The 26,185-nt window shown below is 68.3% G+C and carries 25 protein-coding genes and 2 pseudogenes; 18 read left to right on the plus strand and 9 right to left on the minus strand.

Features of this window, described 5'->3' with window-relative positions; translation table 11 throughout:
* Nucleotide 1: 1 nt before the first annotated feature.
* Nucleotides 2–1,348 (minus strand): cellulose-binding protein, encoded by a 1,347-nt coding sequence (locus OIC96_RS00325; RefSeq protein ID WP_330309889.1) that lies wholly within the window; start codon nt 1,346–1,348, stop codon nt 2–4.
* Nucleotides 1,349–1,722: 374 nt separating this feature from the next.
* Nucleotides 1,723–2,790: a LacI family DNA-binding transcriptional regulator gene (locus tag OIC96_RS00330; protein WP_330310424.1), complete on the minus strand. Its 1,068-nt coding sequence runs from the start codon at nt 2,788–2,790 to the stop codon at nt 1,723–1,725.
* A 261-nt stretch (nt 2,791–3,051) separates the two neighbouring features.
* Between OIC96_RS00330 and OIC96_RS00335 the strand changes: the two genes are divergently transcribed.
* From OIC96_RS00335 to OIC96_RS00350, 4 genes are all read left to right on the plus strand, one after another.
* The gene (locus OIC96_RS00335) at nt 3,052–4,794 is read left to right on the plus strand and encodes a cellulase family glycosylhydrolase (protein ID WP_330309888.1); all 1,743 of its coding nucleotides are present in this window, start codon (nt 3,052–3,054) and stop codon (nt 4,792–4,794) included.
* Between the two features lie 102 nt (nt 4,795–4,896).
* Nucleotides 4,897–6,573: an ABC transporter substrate-binding protein gene (locus OIC96_RS00340; RefSeq protein ID WP_330309887.1), complete on the plus strand. Its 1,677-nt coding sequence runs from the start codon at nt 4,897–4,899 to the stop codon at nt 6,571–6,573.
* A gap of 19 nt (nt 6,574–6,592) precedes the next feature.
* Nucleotides 6,593–7,561, plus strand: coding sequence for an ABC transporter permease (locus tag OIC96_RS00345; RefSeq protein ID WP_406502224.1), 969 nt, complete (start codon nt 6,593–6,595; stop codon nt 7,559–7,561).
* Complete coding sequence (locus OIC96_RS00350; protein WP_330309885.1) at nt 7,558–8,490, plus strand: carbohydrate ABC transporter permease; 933 nt, start codon at nt 7,558–7,560, stop codon at nt 8,488–8,490. The genes OIC96_RS00345 and OIC96_RS00350 overlap by 4 nt, the downstream gene beginning before the upstream one ends.
* A 1,121-nt stretch (nt 8,491–9,611) precedes the next feature.
* Here the strand turns inward: OIC96_RS00350 and OIC96_RS00355 are convergent.
* The gene (locus OIC96_RS00355; protein ID WP_330309884.1) at nt 9,612–10,238 is read right to left on the minus strand and encodes a type III effector protein; all 627 of its coding nucleotides are present in this window, start codon (nt 10,236–10,238) and stop codon (nt 9,612–9,614) included.
* A 128-nt stretch (nt 10,239–10,366) separates the two neighbouring features.
* On the opposite strand from OIC96_RS00355, the gene OIC96_RS00360 reads away from it, so the two are divergent.
* The 3 genes from OIC96_RS00360 to OIC96_RS00370 all read left to right on the plus strand — a co-directional run bounded on the left by OIC96_RS00360 (nt 10,367) and on the right by OIC96_RS00370 (nt 11,788).
* Nucleotides 10,367–10,798: an Hsp20/alpha crystallin family protein gene (locus tag OIC96_RS00360; RefSeq protein WP_093906005.1), complete on the plus strand. Its 432-nt coding sequence runs from the start codon at nt 10,367–10,369 to the stop codon at nt 10,796–10,798.
* Between the two features lie 101 nt (nt 10,799–10,899).
* Complete coding sequence (locus tag OIC96_RS00365) at nt 10,900–11,295, plus strand: DUF2267 domain-containing protein (protein ID WP_330309883.1); 396 nt, start codon at nt 10,900–10,902, stop codon at nt 11,293–11,295.
* 55 nt (nt 11,296–11,350) lie between these two features.
* A complete protein-coding gene (locus OIC96_RS00370; protein ID WP_330309882.1) occupies nt 11,351–11,788 on the plus strand; it encodes a DUF2267 domain-containing protein in 438 nt (145 codons plus the stop codon).
* A 123-nt stretch (nt 11,789–11,911) separates the two neighbouring features.
* Here the strand turns inward: OIC96_RS00370 and OIC96_RS00375 are convergent, their stop codons facing one another.
* A complete protein-coding gene (locus tag OIC96_RS00375; protein WP_330309881.1) occupies nt 11,912–12,634 on the minus strand; it encodes a DUF5131 family protein in 723 nt (240 codons plus the stop codon).
* Between OIC96_RS00375 and OIC96_RS00380 the strand changes: the two genes are divergently transcribed.
* The 7 genes from OIC96_RS00380 to OIC96_RS00410 all read left to right on the plus strand — a co-directional run bounded on the left by OIC96_RS00380 (nt 12,518) and on the right by OIC96_RS00410 (nt 18,550).
* Complete coding sequence (locus tag OIC96_RS00380) at nt 12,518–12,991, plus strand: hypothetical protein (protein ID WP_330309880.1); 474 nt, start codon at nt 12,518–12,520, stop codon at nt 12,989–12,991. The two genes, OIC96_RS00375 and OIC96_RS00380, sit on opposite strands and share 117 nt — an antisense overlap.
* A gap of 213 nt (nt 12,992–13,204) precedes the next feature.
* A complete protein-coding gene (locus tag OIC96_RS00385; protein ID WP_330309879.1) occupies nt 13,205–13,516 on the plus strand; it encodes a hypothetical protein in 312 nt (103 codons plus the stop codon).
* Nucleotides 13,517–13,953: 437 nt separating this feature from the next.
* Nucleotides 13,954–14,703, plus strand: coding sequence for an SDR family oxidoreductase (locus tag OIC96_RS00390; RefSeq protein ID WP_330309878.1), 750 nt, complete (start codon nt 13,954–13,956; stop codon nt 14,701–14,703).
* A gap of 351 nt (nt 14,704–15,054) precedes the next feature.
* The gene (locus tag OIC96_RS00395) at nt 15,055–15,894 is read left to right on the plus strand and encodes a helix-turn-helix transcriptional regulator (protein WP_330309877.1); all 840 of its coding nucleotides are present in this window, start codon (nt 15,055–15,057) and stop codon (nt 15,892–15,894) included.
* A gap of 247 nt (nt 15,895–16,141) precedes the next feature.
* Complete coding sequence (locus OIC96_RS00400; RefSeq protein WP_330309876.1) at nt 16,142–16,735, plus strand: TetR/AcrR family transcriptional regulator; 594 nt, start codon at nt 16,142–16,144, stop codon at nt 16,733–16,735.
* Nucleotides 16,736–16,839: 104 nt separating this feature from the next.
* The gene (locus OIC96_RS00405) at nt 16,840–17,577 is read left to right on the plus strand and encodes an NADPH-dependent F420 reductase (RefSeq protein ID WP_330309875.1); all 738 of its coding nucleotides are present in this window, start codon (nt 16,840–16,842) and stop codon (nt 17,575–17,577) included.
* A gap of 235 nt (nt 17,578–17,812) precedes the next feature.
* Nucleotides 17,813–18,550: an NADPH-dependent F420 reductase gene (locus OIC96_RS00410; RefSeq protein ID WP_406502225.1), complete on the plus strand. Its 738-nt coding sequence runs from the start codon at nt 17,813–17,815 to the stop codon at nt 18,548–18,550.
* A 64-nt stretch (nt 18,551–18,614) separates the two neighbouring features.
* Here OIC96_RS00410 and OIC96_RS49705 read toward each other — a convergent pair.
* Nucleotides 18,615–18,746: pseudogene (locus OIC96_RS49705) on the minus strand (DUF4158 domain-containing protein); the annotation flags it as partial.
* A 309-nt stretch (nt 18,747–19,055) separates the two neighbouring features.
* Between OIC96_RS49705 and OIC96_RS00415 the strand changes: the two are divergent.
* Together OIC96_RS00415 and OIC96_RS00420 are read left to right on the plus strand one after the other, a co-directional pair.
* Complete coding sequence (locus tag OIC96_RS00415) at nt 19,056–20,135, plus strand: DNA polymerase Y family protein (protein WP_330309874.1); 1,080 nt, start codon at nt 19,056–19,058, stop codon at nt 20,133–20,135.
* Nucleotides 20,136–20,277: 142 nt separating this feature from the next.
* Complete coding sequence (locus OIC96_RS00420) at nt 20,278–20,973, plus strand: alpha/beta hydrolase (RefSeq protein WP_330309873.1); 696 nt, start codon at nt 20,278–20,280, stop codon at nt 20,971–20,973.
* A gap of 416 nt (nt 20,974–21,389) precedes the next feature.
* On the opposite strand, the gene OIC96_RS00425 is transcribed toward OIC96_RS00420, so the two are convergent.
* From OIC96_RS00425 to OIC96_RS00430, 3 genes and pseudogenes are all read right to left on the minus strand, one after another.
* The gene (locus OIC96_RS00425) at nt 21,390–22,046 is read right to left on the minus strand and encodes a hypothetical protein (protein ID WP_330309872.1); all 657 of its coding nucleotides are present in this window, start codon (nt 22,044–22,046) and stop codon (nt 21,390–21,392) included.
* A 38-nt stretch (nt 22,047–22,084) separates the two neighbouring features.
* Nucleotides 22,085–22,392, minus strand: a pseudogene (locus tag OIC96_RS49710) (ISKra4 family transposase); the annotation flags it as partial.
* 510 nt (nt 22,393–22,902) lie between these two features.
* The gene (locus OIC96_RS00430) at nt 22,903–23,955 is read right to left on the minus strand and encodes an RNA polymerase subunit sigma-70 (RefSeq protein ID WP_330309871.1); all 1,053 of its coding nucleotides are present in this window, start codon (nt 23,953–23,955) and stop codon (nt 22,903–22,905) included.
* 185 nt (nt 23,956–24,140) lie between these two features.
* On the opposite strand from OIC96_RS00430, the gene OIC96_RS00435 reads away from it, so the two are divergent.
* Together OIC96_RS00435 and OIC96_RS00440 are read left to right on the plus strand one after the other, a co-directional pair.
* On the plus strand, nt 24,141–24,440 hold the full coding sequence (locus tag OIC96_RS00435) for a hypothetical protein (protein ID WP_101403383.1): 300 nt from the start codon (nt 24,141–24,143) through the stop codon (nt 24,438–24,440).
* Nucleotides 24,437–25,930, plus strand: a complete 1,494-nt coding sequence (locus OIC96_RS00440; RefSeq protein ID WP_330309870.1) for an MFS transporter — start codon at nt 24,437–24,439, stop codon at nt 25,928–25,930. The genes OIC96_RS00435 and OIC96_RS00440 overlap by 4 nt, the downstream gene beginning before the upstream one ends.
* 86 nt (nt 25,931–26,016) lie before the next feature.
* Here OIC96_RS00440 and OIC96_RS00445 read toward each other — a convergent pair whose 3' ends face one another.
* Entirely contained in the window at nt 26,017–26,139 is a 123-nt protein-coding gene (locus OIC96_RS00445) for a hypothetical protein (RefSeq protein ID WP_330310443.1), read from the minus strand.
* Nucleotides 26,140–26,185: the final 46 nt, after the last annotated feature.

A 26,185-nucleotide genomic window follows, 5' to 3' on the forward strand; every position in this document is an offset into this window, starting at 1 on the left:
TTCAGCGATGGAGCTGGACGACCGCGATCGAGTAGGCGGGTACCGTCTGGCTGGTCGCGCTGCCCGTCGTCGCGGTGCCGATCGAAGTCGCGTTCTTCAGGTACGAGTACACGGTCGGGGTGGCGGCGGACGGGCTGAACCCGCTGTACGAGAGCGTGACCGTCGCGGCGTTGACGGGGTCCTTGTTGATGAGCATGACGCTGAGGTCGCCGTTGGCCCGCCGGACGGCGTGCGCGGAGACGGTCGAGGTCGAGCCGGCGGCCCGGACCAGCGTGTCGCCGGGGGCACCCAATTTGGTGATCATCCGGGTGCCGTAGTACGGCGCGAAGGGTGTGTTCAGGGGCGGTTCGCAGGAGGCGCCGCTCGACAGGATTCCGCCGTCGTCGTAGTCCGTGGCGCCTTCGACCGTGGTCACGTGGGTGCAGTCCGTGCCGTTGTGCAGATTCCACCAGTCGACGGTGAACGCGCCGTTCTCCATCCAGGTCAGATACTCGTCCGGTGCGAACAGGCCGTTCGGGGATGTGTCCTTGTAGGCATTTGCGTTGGTTTCGGTCACCGCGATACCCACGTTGGGCGCGTTGCTCCCGGCGTACTGGTTGATGAGTGAGCGCAGGGTGGCGGCCATGTTCGGGATCTCCGCCTGGGGCTTGCCCAGCAGGTCCGCCTGGCTGTTGCCGATCGGGTAGTGGTGCACGATCACGAAGTCGATCTTCGATCCGGCGATCGACAGGACCGTATGATTCCAGTCCGTCGAGTCACCGGCTCCCGTGATGCCGTCCGGCCAGGCTCCGGGAGTGGTCAGCACCGCGCCGATCTTGATGGACGGGTCGACGGCCTTCATGGCGGCGGCGTACTGGACGAGGTTGGTCGCGTACGTCGTGGCGGACTTGTTCGCATGGTGGTCGGTTTCCCAGGTGGCGCCGTAGAGGCCGTTGCCGTAGACCTCGTTGCCGATCTCCCAGTACTTCGCCCCATAGCCCTTGGTTACGTTGGCGTACCGCACCCAGGCCGCGGCCTCCTCGGGTGTGCCCGAGCCGTAGTTAGCCGTGATGATGGGCTGTGCGCCGGCGGCTCGTACCGTGCCCATGAAGGTGTCGAATTCCGTGTTGGGCGCGACGTAGCCGCCCTCGACGGTGTGCGTCTGCCAGTGGTAGCCGTCGGCGTAGCTGCCGCCCGGGTAGCGGACCACGCCGGTACCGGCGTCCTTCAACAGCCCAGAGACGGCCGGGTGATTCATGTTGCCGTCGTAGACCGCGACGTTCATGCCGACACCGGTCGCCGGGATTCCCGCCAGCGCACGGCCCGCGTCGACCGACACCGAGGCGCTGAAGGCGGCAGGAGTAGCCACTGCTGACGGTGTGGCAGCCGCGGCCAGGGACAACACTGCGGCAAGCCCGACCAGGCGGGCGCCATATCTGTGGACCAACCTCCGCATGAGCTCCTCCAAGGGGATGCGACCGAGGTGGGTGAAGTGAGGACGGCGCTCATGCTCCGGTGGGTGGCACACTTTCGCCAGACTCATGAGACGAACGAAACTTTCGCTCTTCATGGTCAGATAATTTCCTGGCCGAGGTTAGCCAGCGGGACCCCGATGGTCAACGGTCGCGCGGTCTGCTCCCTTCGCGGGAAGCCTCGGACACGCCAGAACGCCCGCTGCCACGGGCTGTCGGCAGCGGGCGTCTTCGCAGGTGGCGAGAAGGAGACAGCGTGCAGTCGCTGGGGTCAGCCCTTGGGCGGAGCCGTGCTGCCCCGGACCGTGAGGGTCGTCGCGATCTCCACCCCGACCTGGGGTGCCGCTTCACCGCGGCCGAGCGTGAGGGCCAGTTCGGTCGCGGCCACGGCCATCTCGGTGAGCGGCTGGTGGACCGTGGTCAGCGGCGGGTCCACCCAGGCCACGACCGGCAGGTCGTCGAAGCCGACGACGCTCAGGTCGTCCGGGATCCGCAGGCCGGCCTCGCGCGCCGCCTGGTAGACGCCCAGCGCCTGCAGGTCGTTGGCCGTGAAGATCGCGGTCGGACGCTCGGGCAGAGCAAGCAGCGAACGGGCCGCCGCGCGGCCGTCCTCGTGGGTGAGGGTGGCGAGCACGACGAGTTCCGGATCGACCGGCAGGCCCGCGGCCTGCATCGCGGAGCGGTATCCGTCCAGCCGGGCGCAGCAGTACAGCTGGTCCGCGGGACCGCCGATCATGGCGATGCGGTGGTGCCCGAGTTCGGTGAGATGGCGGGTCGCGGCCCGGCCGCCGGACCAGTTGGTGGCGCCCACGAACGGGACGTCGTCGGGCAGTTCGGTGGCAGGGTCGAAGACGACGAACGGGATGCCTTTCGCCGTCAGTTGCTCGCGCTCGGCCTCGGAGAGCTGGGCCACGGACAGAACACAGTTGGGTCGCCTTGCGACGGTGTCGTCCCAGGTGGGCTCGGCGGTGTCGTGCAACCCGAACTCGGAGACCATGAGGCCGACCCGGTGCTGGCGGGCCACCCTCTCGACGCCCCGGATGATCTCTACCGCCCACATGTGCTGGAGCTCGCGGAACACGAGTTCCACAACGTTGTTCCTGTTGGCTCCCGAGGGTTTGCGGTAGCCGTGCTCGTTGACGAGTGCCTCGACCCGGGCACGGGTGTCCGCGGAAACCCCGGACTTTCCGTTGATCACCTTGGACACGGTAGGGACGGAGACCCCCGCCGACTCGGCAATGAACGCGATGGTCACCGGCCGGGACGTGTCGCCCCGCCCGTCGCCCTTGCCCGCCGGTCCATCAGCTGCGTTGTCCGCCAAGGTCGCCTTCCCGGTCATCGAATCGCTCGCACCAGGCGGGGCCGGATGCAGGAGACAGTTGAACAGCGCTGTCTGGTCGTGCCCGGCCATTCTGGCATCTCTTGCCGACGAACCTGTGGCCCCGAGCACATCTTCATGTTAACTTCTCCGCCGCATAGCGCGAAAGTTTCCTTCACCAAGGCACGACTCGGTCGCGACGAGGCCGATCACTCATGGGCCGAGCGCGTTCGCCACGAGACCCTTCAGGGTCTGCGCCGCCCCAACCGGAAGGTGCACGCGATGGCAAGGAGACGGAATCTGTTCCTCACGCGACGGCGCCGACCGTCGCGACCTCCTCGGAGACTGACGGCGCTGCTCCTGGCGATCGTCATGCTCCCGCTGTTACCCGCCACCGCACAGGCCGACGATCCGCCCGCCCCGCCGCCGAGCGCGCCGGCCGCCCGCAGCGCGGTGGCGGCCATGCAGCCCGGCTGGAACCTGGGCAACACCTACGACGCCATCCCCGACGAGACCTCGTGGGGCAACCCACCCGTGACCAGAGCACTGCTGAGGAAAGTCAGGTCGCAGGGGTTCAAGAGCATCCGACTGCCCGTCACCTGGGGCGTCCACCAGGGCTCCGCCCCCGATTACACGATCGACCCGGCCTGGATGGCGAAAGTCCGGCACGTCGCCGACATGGCGCTGGACGAAGGCCTGTACGTCCTGCTCAACATGCACCACGACTCATGGATGTGGGTCACCAACCTCTCGACCGACCACGACGCCGTGCTCGCCCGCTACAGCGCAACCTGGACCCAGATCGCGGCGGAGTTCCGCGACGAACCGCAGAGACTCGCGTTTGAGAGCATCAACGAGCCGACGTTCAGCGGTACTTCGGGCGACGACGAGAACTACCTGCTGCTGGCCGACCTCAACCGGGCCTTCCACACGATCGTCCGTGACTCCGGCGGCGAGAACACCAACCGTCTGCTCGTGCTGCCCACCCTGTACACGAACGCAGACCAGGGCCGACTCGACGCACTGGCCGCCGAACTGACCTCCCTGCACGATCCCATGATCGCCACGACGATCCACTTCTACGGCTGGTGGCCGTTCAGCGTGAACATCGCCGGCTACACCAGGTTCGACGCCACCGCGGAGCAGGACCTCACCGACACCTTCGACCGCGTCCACAATGCCTTCGTCGCACGCGGCATCCCGGTCATCATCGGGGAGTACGCCCTGCTCGCCTACGACTACAACCGCCCCGGCATCATCGAACGCGGTGAGCAGCTCAAGTACTTCGAGTTCCTCGGCGACTACGCGCGCCGCTGGAAGCTCACCACCATGCTGTGGGACGCCGGTCAGTTCCTGAACCGCGGCACCCTGCAATGGCGGGACCCGGAGCTGTTCGCCCAGATCAAGTCGAGCTGGACGACACGTTCGGGCACCGCTTCCAGCGACATGGTGTTCCTCGCCAGGTCCTCTGCCATCACGAGTCAGACGCTCACCCTGAACACCAACGGCACCGACTTCCAGGGCCTGCGCCACGGCTCCCGCAACCTCGTGCGGGGCAAGGACTACACCGTCTCCGGCAACCAACTCACGCTCACGGCCGCCGCGCTCGGCGACTTGGCGGGCGACCGCTCGTACGGGGTCGACGCAACCCTGGAGGCCCGGTTCTCCCGCGGCGTTCCGTGGCGGATCGACGTGATCACGTACGGCCCTCCGGTCCTGTCGAACGCCTCGGGAAGCACCACCGGCCTGAGCATTCCCACCGAGTTCCGCGGGGACAGACTCGCGACCATGGAGGCCAGGTACGACGACGGCAGCAACGCGGGCCCGGCGAGCTGGACTCCCTACCAGCAGTGGGACAACGCCTTCTCGGCCTACACCGGTGACTCGATCAAGCTGACGGCCGAGTTCTTCGCCTCGCTGAAGGACGGCTCCCGGGTGACGCTCACCTTCCACTTCTGGAGCGGCGCCTCGGTGACATACCACGTCACCAAGTCCGGCAGCTCCGTCACCGGCACGACCGGCTGACCTCGCCCACCGCGGTTCCCCCCTTCCAACAGGCCCGTCGTCGAAGCGCTTCCGACGACGTCACAGCCCCCGTCACATCTCACCGGCGAAAGCAGCCCACCCATGACTTTCGACATGAACCGCAGAACCCTTCTGAGCACCGCCGCGGCCGTCACCGGCACCGCCGTGATGGCGCCGCTGCTTTCCGCGTGCGGCGACGGCGGTCAGACCACCGGCGGTGCAAGCACGAAGAAGGGACTCAAGGCCGCGCTCCCGTCGTTCGTGCCCAACAGCTCGCTCACGCCGGACATCCCGTCCGTCGCCGGCGGCGCCGACATCGCGACCGACCCCGGCTTCCTGACCTACCCCGCCCAACAGGCCCGGACGGTAAAGGGAGTTCCGGGCAAGGGCGGCCACTACACGGCAGTCACTCCGCTGTGGGGAACCGTCCCCTCCCCCGGCAACTCCTTCTACCAGGCCATGAACAAAGCCCTCGGGATCGACCTCACGATCAAACCCACCGACGGCAACAACTACCTGACCATCATCCCCACGATGACCTCGGCCAAGAAGCTGCCCGACTGGATCCAGCTGCCGGCCTGGTGGAACTCCGGCTTCAACACGGGCGGCCTGGCCGGCACCCAACTCGCCGACCTCACCCCGTACTTGGCCAGAGACAGGATCAAGAAATATCCGAACCTCGCCGCCATCCCCAGCGGCGCCTGGCAGGCGGGCGCCTGGGGCGACAAGATCTACGGCATCCCGTCCTACCCCAGCAGCTGCGTCGTCGCGGGCACCACCTTCTACCGCCGCGACGTCCTGGACGCCAAGGGCATCACCGCCGGCGAGATCACCTCGGCGGCCGACCTGCTCGCACTGGGCAAGGAGCTGACCGACGCCAAACGCGGGGTCTGGGCGTTCGACGACGTGTGGACGTACCTCTTTCCCTTCTGGGGTGTGCCGAACAAGTGGAAGGTCGAGGACGGCAAGCTGATCAACAAGTACGAGACCCCGGAGTTCCTCGAGGCCCTCGACTGGCACTACAAGCTCGCCAAGTCCGGCTTCGTGCACCCGGACGCCCTCGCCGGGCAGGAAGCCTCCGGCAGCACCCGTTTCTACTCGGGGAAGGTTCTCATCTCCGGTGGTGGCACCGGCGCGTGGACCCTCACCGACCAGCAGTCCGGTTCGGCCGCGAACAAGGACTACCGGCGCGGAGCCTTCGGCATCTTCGCGGCCGACGGCACGTCCAAGCCGAGCCTGTTCCTGGGCAATTCCACCGGCGTCATCAGCTACCTCAACCGCAGGCTCGGCAAGGGCCAGATCGAGGAACTGCTGTCGGTGGCAGACTACTTGGCCGCTCCCTACGGTTCGGCCGAATACACCATGGTCAACTTCGGCGTCGAGGGCGTCCACCACACCATGGTGAAGGGAGTCCCCACCTTCACCGACGCGGGCAAGAAGTACGTACAGCCCCAGACCTACTCGTTCCTGGCCTCGTGCCCGCAGGTGATCAGCAACCCCGGAGCCGACCAGGTGACCAGGGACTTCACCGCCTGGCAGGCCGCCAACGTCAAGTACCTCTACAAGCCGGTGTTCTGGAACATGAACATCTCCCTGCCCGCCTCCCTGGCCACCGCGGACGCCGCGCAGTCCGTGGAGGACACGATCAAGGACTGCTACCACGGCAAGCAGAAGGTCTCCGACGTCCAGGCCGCAGTCGCTGCCTGGAAGAGCAGCGGCAACCGACTCAGGAACTGGCTGACGACCAACGTCCTGGAGAAGTACGGCACCGGTCAGTGAGGACAGCGCAGACGTGACCATCACCATCTCCCCCGAGACCAAGAAGAACCCGACGCGACAATCGCCCCAGACCCACGTCAGACTTCACTGGCGGATCAGGCTGCGCCGGGACAAGTCCCTTGTCATCATGACGATTCCGGCCGTCGTGCTGCTCGTGGTGTTCAACTACGCGCCGCTTTTCGGCCTGATCACGGCCTTCCAGTACTACGACCCCCTCGTCGGCGTCTGGCACAGCCCGTGGGCCGGGCTGGAGCAGTTCACCACCCTCCTCCAAGACCCCTTGTTCTGGAGGGCGTTGCAGAACACCCTCTACCTCAGCCTCGTCCAGCTGATCCTCTTCTTCCCGATCCCGATCGTCCTCGCCCTGCTGCTCAACACCGTGCTCAGCGAACGGCTGCGCAACCTCATCCAGTCGATCGTCTACCTCCCCCACTTCTTCTCGTGGGTGCTGACGATCACGGTCTTCCAGCAGATGCTCGGCGGAGCCGGCGTGCTCAACCAGTTCCTGCGTCAGCACGATGCCGGCACCTGGGACATCATGACCAACTCGCACACGTTCGCCCTGCTGGTCACCTTCCAGGCGGTCTGGAAGGAGGCGGGCTGGGGCATCATCGTCTTCCTCGCCGCACTCGCCGCGATCGACACCCACCTGTACGAGTCCGCCGCGGTGGACGGCGCCGGCCGCTGGCGCCGCATGTGGCACATCACGCTGCCCGGGATGCGCGGGGTGATCGTCCTGATGCTAGTACTGCGCCTGGGCAACGCACTCACCGTGGGCTTCGAGCAACTCCTGCTCCAACGCGCGGCCGTGGGCCACAACACGGCCGACGTGCTGGACACCTTCTCCTTCTACTACGGCATCGCCACCAACAACTACAGCTACGGAGCTGCGGCGGGGCTCTTCAAGAGCGTCATCTCGCTGCTGCTGATCTGGGGCGCGAACAAGCTCGTGCACGCCTTCGGAGAGGACGGGTTGTACCGCAGATGAGCACTGCCGTCCCACTGCGGCAACGCCGCAGCGACAAACGCCCGGTCTGGGAAGAGCAACCGACGGCCGCCACGACCACGGGCAAGAGCGCAGCTCTCACCTTGGTCGCCGCGGTCGTACTGGTACCGCTGTGGATCATCGTGGTCACCAGCTTCTCCACCCAGGCCGCCATCAACCGGGCCGGCGGCCTGGTGATCTGGCCCGACGGACTCACCGTCTCCGCCTACCGGGAGATGCTCGCCGACCCGACAGTGCGCACCGCCGTACTGGTCAGCCTGGGCATCACTCTCGTGGGTACAGCCGTCTCCATGGCGGTCTCCGTGCTGTGCGCCTACGGACTGTCCCGCGCCCGCTCCTACGGACACCGGCCGATCCTGACACTGCTGGTCGTCACCATGTTCGTCAGCGGCGGCCTGATCCCCACCTTCCTGGTGGTCACCGGTCTGGGCGGCTACGGCCGGTACTGGGCCCTGATCCTGCCCAGCGCGGTGTCGGTCTTCAACATCCTTGTGCTGCGTTCCTTCTACGCCGGCACGTCGGCGGAACTCATCGACGCCGCCCGGATGGACGGAGCCGGCGACTGGCGGACCCTGTGGTCGGTGGTCCTGCCGACCTCCCGCGCCGTCACCGCGGTCATCACGCTCTTCTATGCCGTCGGCTACTGGAACGCCTTCTTCAACGTCATGCTCTATATGCCGACGGAGAGCCAGAAGTGGCCTTTGCAGTACGTGCTGCTGACCTATGTGAACCGCGGCAACGGCCTGCCCGGCTCCGTCAACAGCGGCTTCGGCAACGCCCACGCCGAGACCGCTCCGCTGTCGTTGCAGATGGCCGTCGTCGTTCTCACCCTCGTCCCCCTGCTCGTCGTCTACCCGTTCATGCAGAAGCACTTCAGGACCGGTGTGCTCACCGGAGCGATCAAGGGCTGACGGTGAAAGTGCGACTACCGGCTGAGGAACGGGGTAGTCCGCGGCGGGAGCGGTACGGTCCCCGACCGCGGCAGCACGATGCCGATCACGATCGCCGCCAGCACCTGGACGTACAACTGCCGGTACCACGGCTTCGCCGTGATACGCGCGGCTTGCTCGGCTCGTCCGTTGTCCGGGATACGTGTCTTTGCAGCCTCCCTGATCTCGCGATACCAAGCCCGATCGGTCCGCGCAGACTTTCGCCACAGTGAACCGGGGCACGAGTCAGGGGGTCTAAAACAGATAATCGATGCCCTGTATAGGCCGCCTATCAGTACCAGCACCAACCCCCGGCGCCGCTGCGCGAGTGGAGGGGCCTGCGGTTGACCGAATGCCGAGATGCCTCTCCTCGTACCGGCCTTCCCCCAGAACCGCACGGATGTCGCCGATGGTCAGGTCGCCAGAGGGATTGAGACCGCGCGAGACGACCCTCCCCCTTGGCGGTGGTGTCAGCGGTCATCGGTCCGATCCCCTCATGCGGTAGACGGCTGGGGCACCCCGTCCCCCTGGGGAGAAAGCACGGGGCGCGCGGGTTGGTGCGGTCGGTGAGGTTGTGTTCAGCCGAGCGGGTCGGTGGTGTCGCGCAGGGTCGCAAGAGCCGGGCCGTACATGCGTCCCCGACATTCCCTGCAGAGGCCTTCAAAGACGACCGCACCAGGGGCATCTTCGGTCTCACGTCTTGTCAGGACCCGCCAATCGCGAGACGCCCGGGCTCCACCGCCGATCGGACCAACCGCCAGCACCCCCAAGAGACCCTCGATGCGCCAGCCCTGAGATGGCAGCTCACGACACCAGGCGCCACCGAAGTCCACCCACCAGCTACAGCCAACGACTGACACACCATCAGGAACGTCGGCAAAAGTCAGCAAGCGGACTGCCACAGCCGCCCACACACAGCCGCGCCTTGAAATTGACACCTCGACTGCATCGAGCCCCTCAAGCTCCGGTGCTCACACGATCCCCTCAGCCGCTCAGGCTCAGGGACGGAAAGCCAGCCGCTCCCTCGCCAGGCAGGCTCCTGGGCATGCCCCCACGGCCCCGGGCCCGAGCAGGAACGGGACAGGGAACCGGAACGGGTGGGTTCAGGGGTGTGTGAGGGTGTCGAGTTGCGCAGCGAGGTCGGGGTGGGTGGCGGTCAGGTGGGGGCGGGTGGCGTTGAGGGGGCGGATGAGCTCGGCGGGGTCGTCGTGGGCGAGGGCCGCGTGGAGCTGGCTGAGCGGGAGATGGGCCGGGGTGGGCAGGTCGGTGAGGGCGGCGATCTGGCCGGCGATGCGGCGCAGGTCGGCTGCGTTGCGGCGGGCCCAGGTCGCGGTGGTGCGTTCGGCGGCGCGGCGTTCGCGGGTGGCCTGGACGCGTTGTTCGCCGGTGGTTCCGGCGGGGCCGGGGCGGCCGCGCAGGTAGCGGCGTTCGGCGGCCTGGCGGCTGGCGACGCCGAGGGGGTGGGCGAGGTCGGCCCAGCTGGCTCCCGCGTCGCGGGCGGTTTCGATCAGGCCGGTCTCCCATCCGGCGAGCTGCTCGCGTACCTGCCGCAGCAGCATCAGGGAGGCCAGCGCCTGCTCCGGTCCGGGAGCATCCGGGGTGTCTGGGGACTCTCGCTTGGCGTCGCGCAGGGCGTCGTCTATGGCGTGCAGGGCCGCCGCGGCGGCGAGGAACGATGCCGGGCTGTGGGCATTCGTGCTGGTCGGGGACGGCTGGTCGGCTGCGGTCACGGACACCTCCCTCTCGTTGTCATCCTGTAGACGACATCGTGTTTGTCATCCATTGGATGACATGTTACAACGGTGTCAGTGAAGCGCATTGGCAGCAACTGCCTGAACCTGCTGGAGGTGTTTTCACGATGTTGATGCGCACTGACCCCTTCCGTGAACTGGACCGGCTGGCGCAGCAGCTGATGGGCCCGGGGACCTGGTCCCGCCCGTCGGCGATGCCGATGGACGCCTACCGCGAGGGCGACGAGTACGTGGTGGCCTTCGACCTTCCGGGCGTCACCGCGGACGCGATCGACATCGACGTCGAGCGGAACATGCTCACCGTCAAGGCCGAGCGGCGGCCGGTGGCGAAGACCGACGACGTGCAGATGGAACTGTCCGAGCGGCCGCTGGGTGTCTTCTCCCGCCAGATCGTGCTCGCCGACACCCTCGACACCGAGCACATCCAGGCCGACTACGACGCGGGCGTGCTCACCCTGCGCATCCCGATCGCCGAGCGCGCCAAGCCCCGCAAGATCTCCATCGGCGTCGGATCCGGCCGCAAGGAGATCTCCGGCTGACACCGGCCGGACGGGTGCGGAGGGCGGGCACCTGATCTCCCCTTCACCCCGCTCTCCGCACCCCCCGTGGACAGTCCGAAGAAGAAGGGGTGGCAGCCGAGATGACTCTGCGACACGAAGCGTTCCTCGGCCACGTGAAGGAACGCGGCGAGTACGACTCTGCGGAGGAAGCCGAGCGCGCGGCCCGTGTGGTACTCGCCCTCCTCGGCGCGCACCTGGTCGGCGACATCCGCGCCCAGCTGGCAGCGCGCCTGCCTGAGGCGTTCGCCCTGATCCTGCTCAACCCGCTGCAGAGCGCCGAGCCGCTGCCCCCGGAGCGGTTCGTGCGCGCAACCGCCGCGTGGATCGAAGGCGCCACCGAGCAGACCGCGGCCTGGGACGTCAGTGCCGTGCTGTCGACCGTCGCCGACGCCGCCGGCGAAGACCTGCTGGGCCAGATCCTGCTCCAGCTCCCCGTCGGCTACGACCTGCTCTTCGGCCGCCCCCAGCCCACCTGACCATCCCGTCCCCCGGTGCCCGAACACCGGCCACAGCAAGAAAGGCAACCACCCCGTGATCTCCGACCGGCACGCACCGTCCCAGCAGCCGTACGGGACGGCATACGAGCAGATGCTGGAGAAGGTTCGCTACGAGGGCGCCTACCCCACCCGCGAGAGAGCCGACGAAGCCGTCCGCCTGGTTCTTGCCGGACTGGGGCGCCAGCTGACCGGCGACGAACGCGTCGACCTGGCCGCCTGCCTGCCCCTGGAAGCCGCACGCGTGCTGACCGCGCAGATCCCCGACCCCCAGCCGCTGACCGGCTGGGCCTTCGTCAAAGACCTCGCCGCCCGCACCGGCGCCTCCCTGGCCACCACCCGCTGGGACACCGGCTCCGTCTTCTCCGCCGTCGCCGCCTACGCCGGCCCCCACCTGATCACCCGCATCCTCCACCAGCTCCCCACCGGCTACGCCCTGCTGTTCGGCCGCGCCGAACTCACCCCCGCCGCGTAGACGGCGACGCGCGTACTCGGGGCGGGCGCGACGACCACTACGTCGCTGTCCGCCCTGCGCTCCCGACGCGTTGCCTTCCTGGCCGGGCCCCCGGCCCCAGGGGCTCTTTGACGCATATCTGGGTCACACACCCACCACGTCCGCCGAGGCGGGATACTCATCCCAGGTCCGGCCGTCGAGCTGGCTGCCCCCAGCCTTCGGGGTCAGCCCACCGACCTGCTTGAAGAACAGAGCCACCCGAAGATCGACACACCGGTCTCGAATGTCGCGAACCCAGGTCAAGTCCAGCTCTCGGTGAGCCGGGCCGCTCTCGCCGCCGACGATCACCCAGTCGATCCGCGACAGCTCCAGCGACGGCACTGGCCCAAGCAGCGGCTCCAGCGACAGGAATCGGATGGCAGCCGGGATACCCCGCAGCTCATCAGCCCGCCAGCAGTACTCATCAGACTCGATCGACGTGCCGATCCAGACGTTGGGCAGCGGCCACGAACTCAAGGCGTTCCAGTTGGCCACGCGCTTGCGCACGTCCTCGCGTACGGGCCTGGCCAGCGGGACAGCATCGTCCTCTGACAGCCGTTCCATCTCGGTCCAGACTGCGTCCACGAACTTCTGCGATTCCAGCAGGCGGCGCAGACGCCGCGGCCTCTTGGTAAGTACCTGAAACTGGTGCTGCGGCGCCAGCGCCATCGTCGCGAAGGTCCTGGCCACAAACTCCGTGAGGACACGAGCGTGGCCGATGTCGCTCATGGAGTTCACGAACACCTTGCGCGGGCGACGCCACCGCAGCGGTTTGCGGTGCCGTACGGGGTGTGCACCGAGCCGTCGAACGTTGCGGCCGGCGGTCACGACTGCCCCGTCCGCTTCCGCTGTGTGGGCTGCGGGCACTTCCGCACCGACGTGTCCTACCTTCCCGATCTGGAGGCCTACCTCGCCGATCTACTGCGCAGTCGGGAACGGCTCGCCGCGTTCAGCGCCGACACCTGGGCCAGGGACGAGGCGATGCCGTCCGACGAGGAAATCACTCGTGTACGGCGGCTTATCCGGCGCGTCCGCACCGACCTTGACGATCTCACCCACGAGGACCGGACGCAGATCCAGCAAGCCGTCGCCGTGGTCCGCCGCAGCCGCCAGGTCGTCACCCTCGGCATGCCCCGCGTCGCTGCGCCAGTGCTCAACCCACGTCCCGAAAGGCCCTCCGTGTGACCAGCCGATTGACTGAAGGCAGACGTGCGGACTCCGCCCGCCGCCGCGAAAGGGGCCTCAAGGCCCTCGACACGGCAGTGCGGACGGGTGGAGACATCACCGCCTCCGGTCTCGCCCGCGCTGCCCGGGTTGACCGTACCTTCCTCTACCGCAACCGTGACCTGCTCGAACGCGTCCACGCCGCTGCCGCCGTCCCCGACGGGAGAGGGGGCGATGACAGCAGTCAGCCGTGCCTCGCTGCAGACCGACCTGGCCAACGCCCTGGAACGCAACAACCGCCTGGCCGCTCGTGTGCGGCAACTGGAAAAGCGGCTGTCTCAGCCGATCGGGGTGAAGGTCTGGGCGGATTCCGGGCTCGGAACGTCGGCCGACATTGATCACCTCCAGCGGCGAATCACCACGTTGGAACAGCAGTTATCGAATAAGCAGGGCGAACTTGACGAACGCACCGAAGAGCTCGAAGCGGCTCGTGCGGCCAATCGTGAGACGACCCGGTCGCTGAACCACCGCCCCGCTCGTTTGTGACCACACATAGTGTCCGTCAAGGGCCGGGAGACCCATGCTCCGCTGGTCACCCGGATCCCCGGCGTGACGCGCTACTACCCGGCGGTGCTGACGCCGGCGTCCAGGTGATCGAGGTGGTCCCGCCGGGCGTCAGCGGCGGCCTCTTCGCTCTGGTCTACGGCATCTCCACGGGTGCCGACGCCAGCTGGACCAGCGGCTCCACGCTCCAACGACGGATCCGCCGTTACCGCACAGACTGTGATCCTCGCCACCGGGGTCTCCTACCGGGGCTCCCTGCGCCCGCTCTGGAGGCGCTGACCGGCTGTGGCGTCTTCTACGGCTCAGCCAGGGACCGTCGATCCATGGATAAGCCTTCCTCTCCCGCCCCTGCGCGGGCGCCTCTACGGTCGAGGCTGCGGGCGCTCACCGGCCCGCCGTACCGAAGGAGCAGGACCCCCATGATGATGACCGGCAACACGATCCTGATCACCGGCGGCACCTCGGGCATCGGCCTCGGTCTGGCCCTGCGTCTGCACGAGGCCGGCAACAAGGTGATCGTCGCCGGCCGGGGCAAGGAACTTCTCGACGAGATAACGACCGAGCACCCGGGCATCGACGCGCTCGTCCTCAATGTCGCGGACCCCGACTCGATCGCCCGGGCCCACGAGACCGTGGCGGCGAGCCACCCCGAGCTGAACGTCCTGGTCAACAACGCCGGCATCATGCTGCGGGAGAACCTCCTCGACCCGGCCGGACTCCCGATCGCCGAGGATCACGTCGCGACCAATCTGCTCGGCACGATCCGGATGACGTACGCCTTCCTGCCGCTGCTGGTGGGCAAGGACGACGCGGTCGTCATGAACGTCACCTCCGCGCTGGCCTTCGTCCCATATCAGAGCACCCCGACCTACAGCGCGACCAAGGCCGCGCTGCACTCCTTCTCCGAGAGCCTGCGCATCCAGCTCGCCGGTGCCGACGCCGGCGTCCAGGTGATTGAGGTGGTCCCGCCGGGCGTGCGCACGACCCTGCTGGGCCAGGAGGACAACGACCACGCCATGCCGCTGGACGACTTCCTCACCGAGGCTCTCGGCCTGCTGCGTGAGAAGCCCGACGCGAAGGAGATTGTCGTCGAGCGCGCCAGGTTCATCCGCGACGCGGTGGCCAACGGCTCCTACGATGACGTCCTCGCCATGATCACCAACAGCTGACCGACCTGTTATTTCCGACGGGAAACAACAGCACGCGAGCGCCGTCACACGACGAACCTCGTCGTATCGGCCAGGCCGGGCGACGAGGCCCGGGGCCCGTCCAAAGCGTCAGGCGTCCTCGACGGAGCCCGTCGCCGCAGGCCGCCTTCCATGCCGACGGCCTGCGGCGCACCGCCGACAGCCGGCGAATTTCCCAGCGGGTCACGCAGGGGCAGGTGACCATCGGGTCGTCTCGCCGCGAGCGCCCTCGCGTCGGCCGTGTGAGCGCCTTCGCGCGAGTGGGAGAGGAGTGGCTCAGCCATGGATCGGCGGTCTCTGGATAGGCGGGCGGGATGCGATGAGGATGGGGGTATGGACAAGAAGGAACTGGCGGAATTCCTGCGTTACCGGCGTGAGATGTTGCGCCCCCGCGACGTCGGGCTGGTCGAGGGGCCGCGCAGGCGTACGCAGGGGTTGCGCCGCGAGGAGGTCGCGCAGCTCGCCGGCATGTCCACCGACTACTACGCCCGGCTGGAACAGCAGCGTGCTCCGCAGCCCTCCGTCCGGATCACCGAAGCGCTCGCCCGGGCACTGCGGCTGTCCCTGGACGAACGCGACCATCTCTTCGTCCTCATCGGCCACAATGCCCCGGCCCGCTTCCAGCGCTCCGAGCACGTCAGCCCGACGCTGCTGCGGGTGCTGGACCGCCTGGACGACTCGCCGGCCCTGGTGCAGACCGATCTGGTCGACACCCTCGCGATGAACCCCTTGGCCGTCGCGCTGCTCGGCGACCAGACCCGCCACACCGGCCTGGCCCGCAGCGCCTACTACCGCTGGTTCATGGACCCGGCCGAACGTCTGATGGTTCCCGAGGAGAGCCGCGAGCGTCACGGCCGCGCCCAGGCAGCACGTCTGCGGGCCGCGCTCACAGCCGGCAGCGACACCCCACGAGCCGCCCGGATCCTCGCCGAACTCCAGGAACACAGCCCCGAGTTCGTCCGCATGTGGGAACTTCAGGAGGTCGCCCGACGCTACGACGACTGCAAGACCATCCTCCATCCCGAACTCGGCCGCATCGACGTCGACGCCCAGGTCCTGTTCACCGAGAACCGCGCCCAGACTCTGGTGGTGCTGACCACTCGCCCCGGCACGGAGAGCCACAGCAAACTCGGACTGCTCTCCGTCATCGGGCACCAGCAGCTCACCCCCTGACGTCCTGGACCGGGGAGACGGGCCAGGCTCGGTGCGGGAGGGGCCGGACAAGGGCGCCCTGGAATGGTGCAGCCCGCACGGCTGTGCCCTGCGCTCTGCGGCCAGACGTGTCGGCTCCCTGCTCTGTCCGGGCACCGTGGTCGGGCCGCCCGTTTGACCGGATGCCCCCTCCGTTTTACTCTCGAAAGTATACGGAGGCAGCATCCGTTTTGATGCGGCTGCACGATCACGGCAGGCAGGAGGGCGCATGAGCGCCGGTGAACTGCGGGGACGCAAGCCCCGCGCGGACGTCCAGCGCAACCGCGTGGCCCTCCTGGAGACCGCGCAGCGTCACTTCCTGCAGCACGGGGTCGGCACCTCCCTCGAGGCGGTGGCCAAGGAGGCGGGCGTCGGGCCCGCCACCCTGTACCGGCACTTCCCCACCCGGGAGGCGCTGCTGGCGGCTGTGCTGCAGACGCGCTCCGAGGAGCTGGTGGCCCGCCAGGCGGACATCGAGCAGCTCGGCGACCCGGCCGAGGCGCTGGAGCAGTGGCTGCGGGCGATGGAAGAGTACTTCAGCGCCTTCAGCGGGCTGCCGGACCCGCTCATGGCCGCAGCCCGGGCGCAGGAGCCGGACAACCCGCTCACGATTCCCTGCGACATCCTCATCTCCGCCACCGATCAGTACGTGCGAGCCGCGCAGCTCGCGGGGCGCGTGCGCGCGTCGGTGCGGGGGCACGACCTGTTCCTCGCGGCCTGCTCCGTTGCCTGGATCAAGGGCACCGGTACCGAGGAGGAGTCGCTCGACCGGCTCCGCACGCTCATCGCGAGCGGCTACCGCGAGCGGGACACCCAGGCGTAAACCGCCAGACACCCCGCCCCGACCCCGCAACGCCAGGTGGCACCGCCACACGGCCATCACATCGCGCTGCCCCAGGGGCGGCACAACCATTCAAGGGACAAATCATGAAAATTACTGTCATAGGCGCCGGCGCTATCGGCGGGAACCTCGCTGCCAAGCTCAGCACGGCCGGTCACGACGTCCAGGTGGCCGACGCCCGCGGCCCCGAGACGGTCCGGGCGGAAGTGCTGGAGTCCGGGGCCCGCGCGACGGAGCTCGCCGACGCCGTCCAGGACCGGGACGTCATCATCCTGGCCATCCCCTTCGGGGTCGCGGGGAAGCTGGCCGGCCTGTTCGCCTCGGTCCCCGACGAGACGGTGGTCATCGACACCTCGAACTACTACCCCGGCATGCTCAGCGAGCCGATCGAGGCGGTGGACAACGGCCAGGTGGAGAGCGTGTACACCGCCGAGCTGCTCGGCCGCCCCGTGGTCAAGACGTGGAACGCCGCGCTGGCCGAAACCCAGCGGACCAAGGGTGTTCCGGCCGGAACACCCGGCCGCCTCGCCATCCCCGTCGCCGGCGACTCCGAGGAGGCGCGGCGCGTGGCCATGCGGCTCGTGGACGACACCGGCTTCGACCCCTACGACGCCGGCACCCTGGCCGACTCCTGGCGCCAGCAGCCCAACAGCCCCGCCTACTGCACCGAACTGACCCTCGACGAGCTGCCGGCGGCCCTGGCCGCGGCCGACCGCGCCAAGGACGCGGCCATCCGCGACAGCCTCCCGGAACGCTTCGCCGCCCTCCCGGCCAACCCCACCGTCGACGACGTCGTCGAGATGAACCGCGCCGCCCACCGCTGAGTCACCCGACGCGGCTCTCGTGCACGCAACGGCACGAGGGCGGCAGCGCTGGTACGCCACGAACACACAAGACGAACACGAAGAGCGGCGCTGACTTCGGCAAGGTCGTCATCACTCACCTACACCACCGCGTCCGCGGTCGGCCACAGCCCCGGTCGCGCCGCGGGGACCAAGTCCCGGAACCCCGGTCACCGAAACCGGGGTTCCGTTCCGGACAAGGAGTTTCACCACCAAGATCGGCATTCTCGGCACCGGGAACATCGGCAAGACGTTGGCCAGGCGGTTGAGCGCGGCCGGGCACGAGGTGAAGGCGGCCAATTCGCGCGGCCCTGAGACGATCGAGGCGGACGTGCTGGCCTCGGGCGGACGAGCGGTGACAGTGGCGGAAGCCGTAGTGGACGTCGACGCCGTGATCCTCTCCATTCCCTTCGCCCGCATTCCGCAGGTCGCACCACTGATCGCCAAGGTGCCGGCTGACACGGTTGTCATCGACACGTCGAACTACTTCCCGCATCGGGACAACGGAATCGCGGCGATCGAGGCCGGCCAGGCCGAGAGCGTGTGGGCTGCCAAGCAGCTGGGCCGGCCCATCGCCAAGGCGTGGAACTCGATCGGAGCCGAGTCGTTCGCGCACAGGAACAAGCCGGCGGGAAGTGCGGACCGCATCTCGCTCCCCGTCGCGGCCGACAGTGCGCGAGAGCGTGATGTGGCAATGGCACTCGTTGAGGACACCGGGTTCGACGCCTTTGATGCGGGGCCGCTCGCGGAATCGTGGCGGCAGCAGCCCGGCACACCCGCCTACTGCACGGATCTCACCCGTCAGGAGCTGCCGGACGCGCTGGCGGCGGCCGACGCGGCGCGATCACCGAAGCGACGCGACCTCGGGCTCGCCGTGGTCCAGGAACGCTTCGGGGCCGGCGTGCAACCAGACGCGGAATACCTTGTCCGCCTGAACCGCGCACTTTCCATGTGAGGAGGGACGGGGGGCTGACGTGGTGACCCGTCAGAGGCCCTCGTATCTCTCCCCCCGTCTCCAGCTGCTCCGCGACAAACGCCGCCACCCCCGGCGGCACGTCGGCCGGCGCCGACAAGAAGGTGCCCAGCATCCGTACGGTGCCCCACTGCACCGCCCAGCCCAGCCGGTAATGAGACCGGCGCTTGGCCCGGGCCTGTTCCCGCGTTCTGCCTGAAGGTCAGAGATTGAGACATGCGGGGCCACCCTCTTGCACCGCCATCGTCGACCTCGACCGGGTCTTCACAATCCTCAGTGACCGCAACTGACGCACCCCCGGGCACGCCAGTCACCCACTCAGGTGATGGTGCAACACCTGTGGCGCCAACTACCCTTCCGGTAGCGCTGTTGAGCTGCACTTTTGCGATCCTCGGTCGGCGCACCACTCGCCGACCCCTAGAGAATCGAGCGCGACGCCCGCGGCATCACCGAACTCATCCAGCTGCGCGCGCTCGCCCTGTACGGAGTGCGCAGTGGGGCGGGGACGGCCCCCAACCGGCTGATCGCCGCCATGGCCGCCGTGCTCACCCCGCCCGGCAAGCGGACCGTCATCGAGGACTCGCCCGAAGCCATCGCCGCGTTCCTGCAGCCCCGTCCCGTCCGCGAACTGCCCGGCGTCGGCGCGCGAACCGCGGCCACACTCACCGAGCACGGGCTGCACACCGTCGGCGACGTCGCCGACGTCCCCGCGGTGACACTGCAACGCCTGCTCGGAGCCCGCCCCGGTCGTACGCTCCACGAGCGCGCCCACGGACACGACACCTCCGTCGTCGACCCCGCCCCCGCGCCCGCGCCCGCGCCGGCGAGCATCAGCGCCGAACACGCCTTCCCCCGCGACGAACTCGATCCCGCCCAGCACCGGCGCGCCCTGCTCGCCCTGGCCGACGACCTCGGCACCCGCCTGCGCACCAGCGACCAGATCGCCCAAGGACTGACCTGCACCATCCGCTACGCCGACCAGACAGCCACCCGCCGCAGCCGCACCCTGCCCGAAGCCACCCACCACACCGTGCTCCTGGCGCGCACCGCCTACACCCTGTACGAATCCCTCGGCCTCCAGCGCGCCCGTGTCCGCAGCATCGCCCTGCGCGCCGACGCACTCCAGCCCGCGGCCAAAGCCACCCGACAACTCACCCTCGACACCAGCGACGACAAACCCCTCGCAATCGAAGCCGTCGCCGACCGCGCCCACGCCCGACACGGGCACAGCATGCTCTACCCGCGACCCTCGCACCCGGCGCACGCACACCGCCTGCCGCAGCCCAAGACCCGGACGCTCCCCGGTGGAAGCGGACAGGAGGAGACGGGTGACGTACCACGTCAGAATGCAGTTCACGCCGGACGGCCCGGCCGTCGACGGAACATGCGCCAACCCCGACACAGCTCTCGACCGGTACCGAGAGCGGGTGGGAAGCCACGGGAGCCTGTCCGGGGTGAAGATCTCCCTTGCCAAGGAAACCGACGACGGTCGTCTGCAAACGATCCGAACATGGACGAAGGAACAGGGAGAACAAACCGCTGCACCAATGCCATCCCCAACCTCTGACAGCCCCGACCCCAACACCTCGAATGTCAGGTGAGAGGCAACTGGCCCAACCGACGCACGTGATCGAGGACAGACCCAAGGTTCGCGGCGTGGTGAGGGGGTGATGGTGCCGCCGAAGTCCAAGGTCGACGTGGAGGTAGCGATGAGGGTCGTATTCGTTCATGGGGCATGCGTGCGGGACGGGTCGTGGTGGTGGCACCGCACCGCCGAGCTGCTGCAGGAGCGAGGGGTGCCGAGCGTGGCCCCGGCGCTGCCGAGCTGCGGCGAGGCGGGCCTGCCCGGAGGCGCCGGCGGTCCGGGGCTGTCCGAGGACGTCGCGGCGGTGCGGCAGGCACTGCTGGACAGCGACGAGCCGACCGTTGTCGTCGCCCACAGCTACGGCGGCATCATCACCGCGGAAGCCGCGGCGGGAATCGGGTCGGTACGCCACCTGCTGCTGGTCTCCAGCTACCTGCCCGAGGTCGGGCAGAGCCTGTCGGAGTTCGGGGACGGCAGCCCCGCCCCGTTCCTCGACGTCGACCCCGACGCCAGCACCTTCGGGGTTCGCCCCGAGCTCCTCGTGGACACATTCCTGCAAGACTGCGACCCCGAGGTCCAGGCGCAGGCGGCGGACCACCTCGCCCGGCAGAGCGTGCAGGTGACTGGGCAGCCGGTCGGGGCGGCCGCATGGCAGCAGGTGCCCTCGACGTACCTCATCTGCGCCCAGGACCGTGGCACTCTGCCGCGCCTACAGCGCGAGTTCGCCCGCCGGGCCGGCAGCGTCGTCGAACTCGACGCCGGCCACCACCCGTTCCTGTCCCAGCCCGCCGCGGTCCGGGACCTGCTGCTGAGCTTGTGACGGCAGCCGCGGACGAGCCGGGCCGGCCAAGCAGACGAAGAAGTAGCCCCGAGGTCAGCTGGCCGGTGGAATCTAATCTCCGCTGCCTCGGGCCTGGCGGTCCAGGAACTCAATCAGCCGTGTTTCCGAACGTGCAAGCCCCTCCCGTTGTTCGCGGGGAAGCGAAGCGAGGGCGTCGACCAGGACCCGCTTTCGCGGGACGTGCACCATGTTGCCGCAGTAGATCCGGCAACTGGAACACCAGGCGAGTCCGATGCACCGCTCGAACATGGAGGACTCGGGCGGATGGAATCGGTACCGGTATGAGCGGACGGGCGTTCCACAGGCGGCACAGATCCGACGGTCCCCGTCGGAGACCGTGTCCCAGGTCCCGACCTTGCACCAGTGCTGCCGCCCGGCCGGTGCTCTTCAAGTCGTCATGCCCAGCATTCTCTCCCACAGCGCGTCGCCCGGCACAGCCGTCCCGCTCCCGACGTGTCGGTGTACCCCCAGGTCTTCTTGCCGCTGGTGTCGTCGAAGCCGATGATCTCCTTGCCGCCGGATTCGCCGGACGTGCAGACCACCGCCTTGGCCTGATCGCCCCAGCAGGTGAAGGTGCTCACCTGCTCGTCCACAACCTGTGACTTGGTCTGTACGACGGCGCCGCTGGCGATGTTGACCGAGTGCAGGGCGTTGTTGTACTTGTCGTTGCCCGCGTACGAGTTGGAGGCGAGGTAGGCGCGCTTGGAGCCGCTGCCTGTCGCGTTCAGGTAGTCCTGCTTGGTCGGGGTCTGTTTGGTGATCTTGCCGGTCGTACCATCGGCGATCACGATCGTCCCATCGGCCGCACCCTCCTGGTTGCTGCCCTTTGCGCCGGCGACGACACCGTTCAGCACGCCGGCTGGGGTGACGAACGGGATGACGGTCGACTTCTGGGTCTTGGGGTCGGCATGGACCGTGAACACCTCGCCACCCTTTTTGGCGGCCTCCTCGCCGGCGGCTCCGACACCGACGACGATCTGCCCGGTGGCGGCGTCGTATGCCTGGCTCACCACGTTGTCGCCGCCCTGGCCGACGCAATTCCTCACCACCAACTGAAAAGGGTGTGCATCTTCTGAGGGTGTCTGTGTGATCAGGCAGCGGATATGAGGGCGTTGCGGTAGCGGGCCTGGTGGTTGCGGGTGTACTCCTGTTGTTCGCGCCAGGCCCAGTAGGCGTCGAAGTCGCCGTTGGTGCGCAGGGACCTCGGAGCTTCAAGACGGCTTCGGCACCCGCCAGGCCCCAGCGGGTCCCGGCGATGTCGAGGCGGTCTTTTACCACGTGGCGGCATGCGCCTTCGATGATCCCTGTCGCGATGGCCCAGCCGGCGGCCACCGCGGTGTCGTAGCGCAGGTAGTCAGCCTTGTTGGTGAGGTAGGCCACGGCGTCGTCGATGCCCTTGTTCCCGCCTGGGGCGATTCCTGTGTCGGTGGCGGCCGTTCTGATCGTCTCGGCTGCGGTCAGGACGTCTCCGGCCACGATGGTGCGGGCGGTGCGGGCGACCCATGCCTCGATGTCCTTGCCAGCACCGGGGTGCAGGGCGTGGGCGGCACTCCACAGGTATTCCAGGACGTGGATGATGTCGATCACGATGTGCACCTGCACGCCGCGGGCGGCGGCCTGCTCGTTGATCAGATCGATCTGGTGGGGTGCGCCGTCCACGAGGGCCACCCAGGTGCGCCGGTGGTCGGGGTCGCGGTGTTCGGCCGCTGGCGACACTGCAGGTGTGGTCATCACGTCGGAGACCGACTACGCCGATGGCATAGCCCTAGCTGCAGAACGTGCTGATCGCCAGCCTGGCCATGGCCTCGCTGCCGACGATCGTCTTCTTCCACCCTGTTGAAGAAGCCTGAGGCAATCATCCGAGCTCTGCCTTCAGGCGCAGGACAACAGGGTGGCGCCAGAAGTCTGTCAGTGTGTTTCGGGGAGGGTTCGGGGTAGTCCGAAGCGCGTCATGACGTTGGTGTTGAAGCCGGTGATGGCGGTGATCTGGTCGTCGGCGGTGGTGATGACCAGGAGGGCGTAGGCGCGGTAGACACTGGCGTGGGGGTCTGCCAGGTACAAGCCGAGGGCGGGCTGGCCGTTGGCGCGGGTGGGTACCACGCGGTAGCTGCGGCCGGGGCGGAAGGTGGCGGCGGCGAAGAAGCGCTGGGCTGATTCGATGCCGCGGTATTCCAGCATGGCCGGGGGCATGGAGAGTCTCACGTCGCTGACGAGCAGTTCGATCAGGGCGTCCAGGTCGGCGCGTTCCAGGGCGTCGGTGAGCCGGGCGACGAGCCGGTGTTCGGCGGCGGTGTCGGGTTGGCGTGCAGGCCTGCGGTTGCCGGTGCCGCTGCTGCCGGTGCTGCTGGAGTCGGCGAGGTGGTTGTCGACGGTGGCCCGCGCTCGTTTGAGGGCGCTTTGAACCGATTCCTGGGTGGCATCGAGCATTTGGGCGACTTCGGCGGCGCGGTAGCCCAGGACATCGCCGAGGACGAGCGCGGCGCGTTGGCGTGGGGGCAGCAGTTGCAGGGCGGTGATGAAGGCCAGGGAGATGGCCTCGGTGGTCTCGTAGCGGGCCTCCGGTCCGGGGCGCTGGTCGACGAGGTGGTCGAGCAGGACGTCGGGGTAGGGCTCCAGCCAGGGCGGGGCATCGCCGGCGCCGGAGGGCTCGGGCAGGGTGGCCTCGGGCAGCGGCGGGGCGATGCGGGGGCGTCGGCTGTCGGAGCGCAACATGCTCAGGCACCGATTGGTCGCGATCTTGTAGAGCCAGGTCCGGAGCGAGGACTGCTGGCCGAAGCCGCCAAGGTTACGCCAGGCGGACACGAGGGTCTCCTGGAGTGCGTCCTCGGCGTCCTGCAGGGATCCCAGGATGCGGTAGCAGTGCACCTGCAACTCGTGCGAGTGGCCCTGGACCAGGTCGCGGAACGCGTTGTGGTCGCCGGCCCGAGCCCGAGCGATCAGGTCCGTCGTGTCCATCTCCATCGGCAAGCATCCTCGCTTCTCTTCTTTCCGCAGGGCGCGTTCGGCTTGTCTATCGATACCGACGCCGCCTGGCCCGCGAATTGGGCGGTGTCCGCGCGCCCAATTCATGGCCGTGCCGCCGTCTACCCGATTGGAGGCGGTCCCGGTCCGGGGCGCGCCCCAGACACAGAACAGGACCACAGATCATGGCCAAGTACGTTTTCTCCTTCCGTGTGCCCTCCGACTACGCGCCCCACGCCGGGACGCCGACCGAGTGGCAGGCCTGGTTCGGCGCGTTGGGCTCGGCCCTGGTGGACGTCGGCAACGCGGTGACCGATTACGCCTCGCTCGGCGAGGTCGGCGGCAGCGGCTCCCGGATGGTCGCCTACTCGGTGGTGTCCGCCGAGGACATGGACTCCGCGCTGGCGCTGGCCAAGGACTGCCCGGTGCTGCGGGTCGGCGGCGGGGTCGAGGTCGGCCCCGTGATGGAAGCCGCCGGGTCGTGAGCGACGCCATGACCGGGTCGACGGCGCCGCCGGTGGGGTCGTTCCTGGCGACCGGGCGTGGCAGGGTCACGCTGGCGCTGCTGTGCGCGGTGACCTTCCTGGACGTCGTGGACGGCTCGATCGTGAACGTCGCGCTGCCGACCATCCGTACGCATCTGGGGTTCTCGGTGCAGAACCTGCAGTGGGTGGTCAGCGGCTATCTGATCACCTATGGCGGGTTCCTGCTGCTGGGCGGTCGGGCCGGGGACCTGCTGGGGCGGCGGCGGCTGCTGATCGCCGGGACAGCGCTGTTCGCGGCGTCCTCGCTGGCCTGCGGGTTGGCCGACAGCCAGGGGCTGCTGGTCGGCGCCCGGCTCGCCCAGGGTCTCGGGGCGGCGATGATGTCCCCGGCCGCGCTGTCCATCCTGACCACCACCTTCCAGGACTCCGACCGGCACAAGGCGCTGGGCGTGTGGGCCAGGATCAGCGGGCTGGCCGCCGCAGTCGGAGTGTTCTTCGGCGGGCTGCTCACCCAGGACCTCGGCTGGCGGTGGGTGTTCTTCGTGAATCTCCCGCTGTGCGCGCTGGTGCTGATCGGAGCGTTCCGGATCCTGAAGGCCGACCACGGCCGGTCCGTGCCAGGCGGTTTCGACGCGGTCGGCGCGGTGCTGGTCACCGCGAGCATGCTGCTGCTGATCTTCACCTTGGTGAAGGCCCCGGACGAGGGCTGGGGTGCGGGACGCACCATCGGCGGGCTGGCCGCCTCGGCGGTGCTGACGGCCGCGTTCGGGGTCAACGAGCAGCGGCGCACCCACCCGCTGGTCCCGATGTCGATCTTCCGGATCAAGGGCCTGGCCGCGGCCGACGCCACCCAGGTGATCGCCTGGGCCGGGTTCTACTCAATGTTCTTCTTCGTCACTCTGTACATGCAGAACGTCCTGGGCTACTCCCAACTGCGCACCGGGCTCTCGTATCTGCCGGTGACCGTCGGCATCGGGTTTGGCTCCACCGCGGCGACGAAGATGTTCATCCGGACCGGTACCCGTCCGATCATCGTCTCCGGTGCGCTGCTCGCTGCCGGTGGCATCTTCTGGCTCTCCCGCATCCCAGTGGACGGCACCTATCTCGGCAACCTGCTCGCCCCGCTGGTGGTCATGGCGACCGGATTGGGGCTGCTGTATGCCGGTGCGCAAACGGCCGCGAACGCGGGCGTGCCGGAGGATCAGTCCGGATTGGCCGCGGCCCTGATCACCACCTCTTTCCAGCTCGGGTCAGCGCTCGGCCTGGCGGTGTTCAGCGGGATCGCGACCAGTCGCACCAGCCACCTGCTGGCCGCCCACACCCCGCCCCCGGAGGCACTCACTGCCGGATTCCAGCGGGCCCTGCTCGTCAGCGCCCTCTGCCTCGTGGCAGCCGGAGCCATCGCGCTGCGAGCCTCCAACACCCGCGGCGAACCCGCCGCCACACCAGAAACCCAACAAAACCTGGAACCCTCCTACGACCCCGCATAACACAAGACAACGAAATCCCGGGATGGCGTTCAACGCCATCCCGGGATTCTCTTTGGGTGTGCATCTTCTGAAGGTGTCTGTGTGAATCAGACAGCGGATATGAGGGCGTTGCGGTAGCGGGCCTGGTGGTTGCGGGTGTACTCCTGTTGTTCGCGCCAGGCCCAGTAGGCGTCGAAGTCGCCGTTGGTGCGCAGGGCTCGGAGCTTCAAGACGGCTTCGGCACCCGCCCTGAGTGGGCGTTCTGTGAGCCTTCGG

This window comes from Streptomyces sp. NBC_00775, from assembly GCF_036347135.1.
GTDB lineage: Bacteria > Actinomycetota > Actinomycetes > Streptomycetales > Streptomycetaceae > Streptomyces > Streptomyces lutosisoli.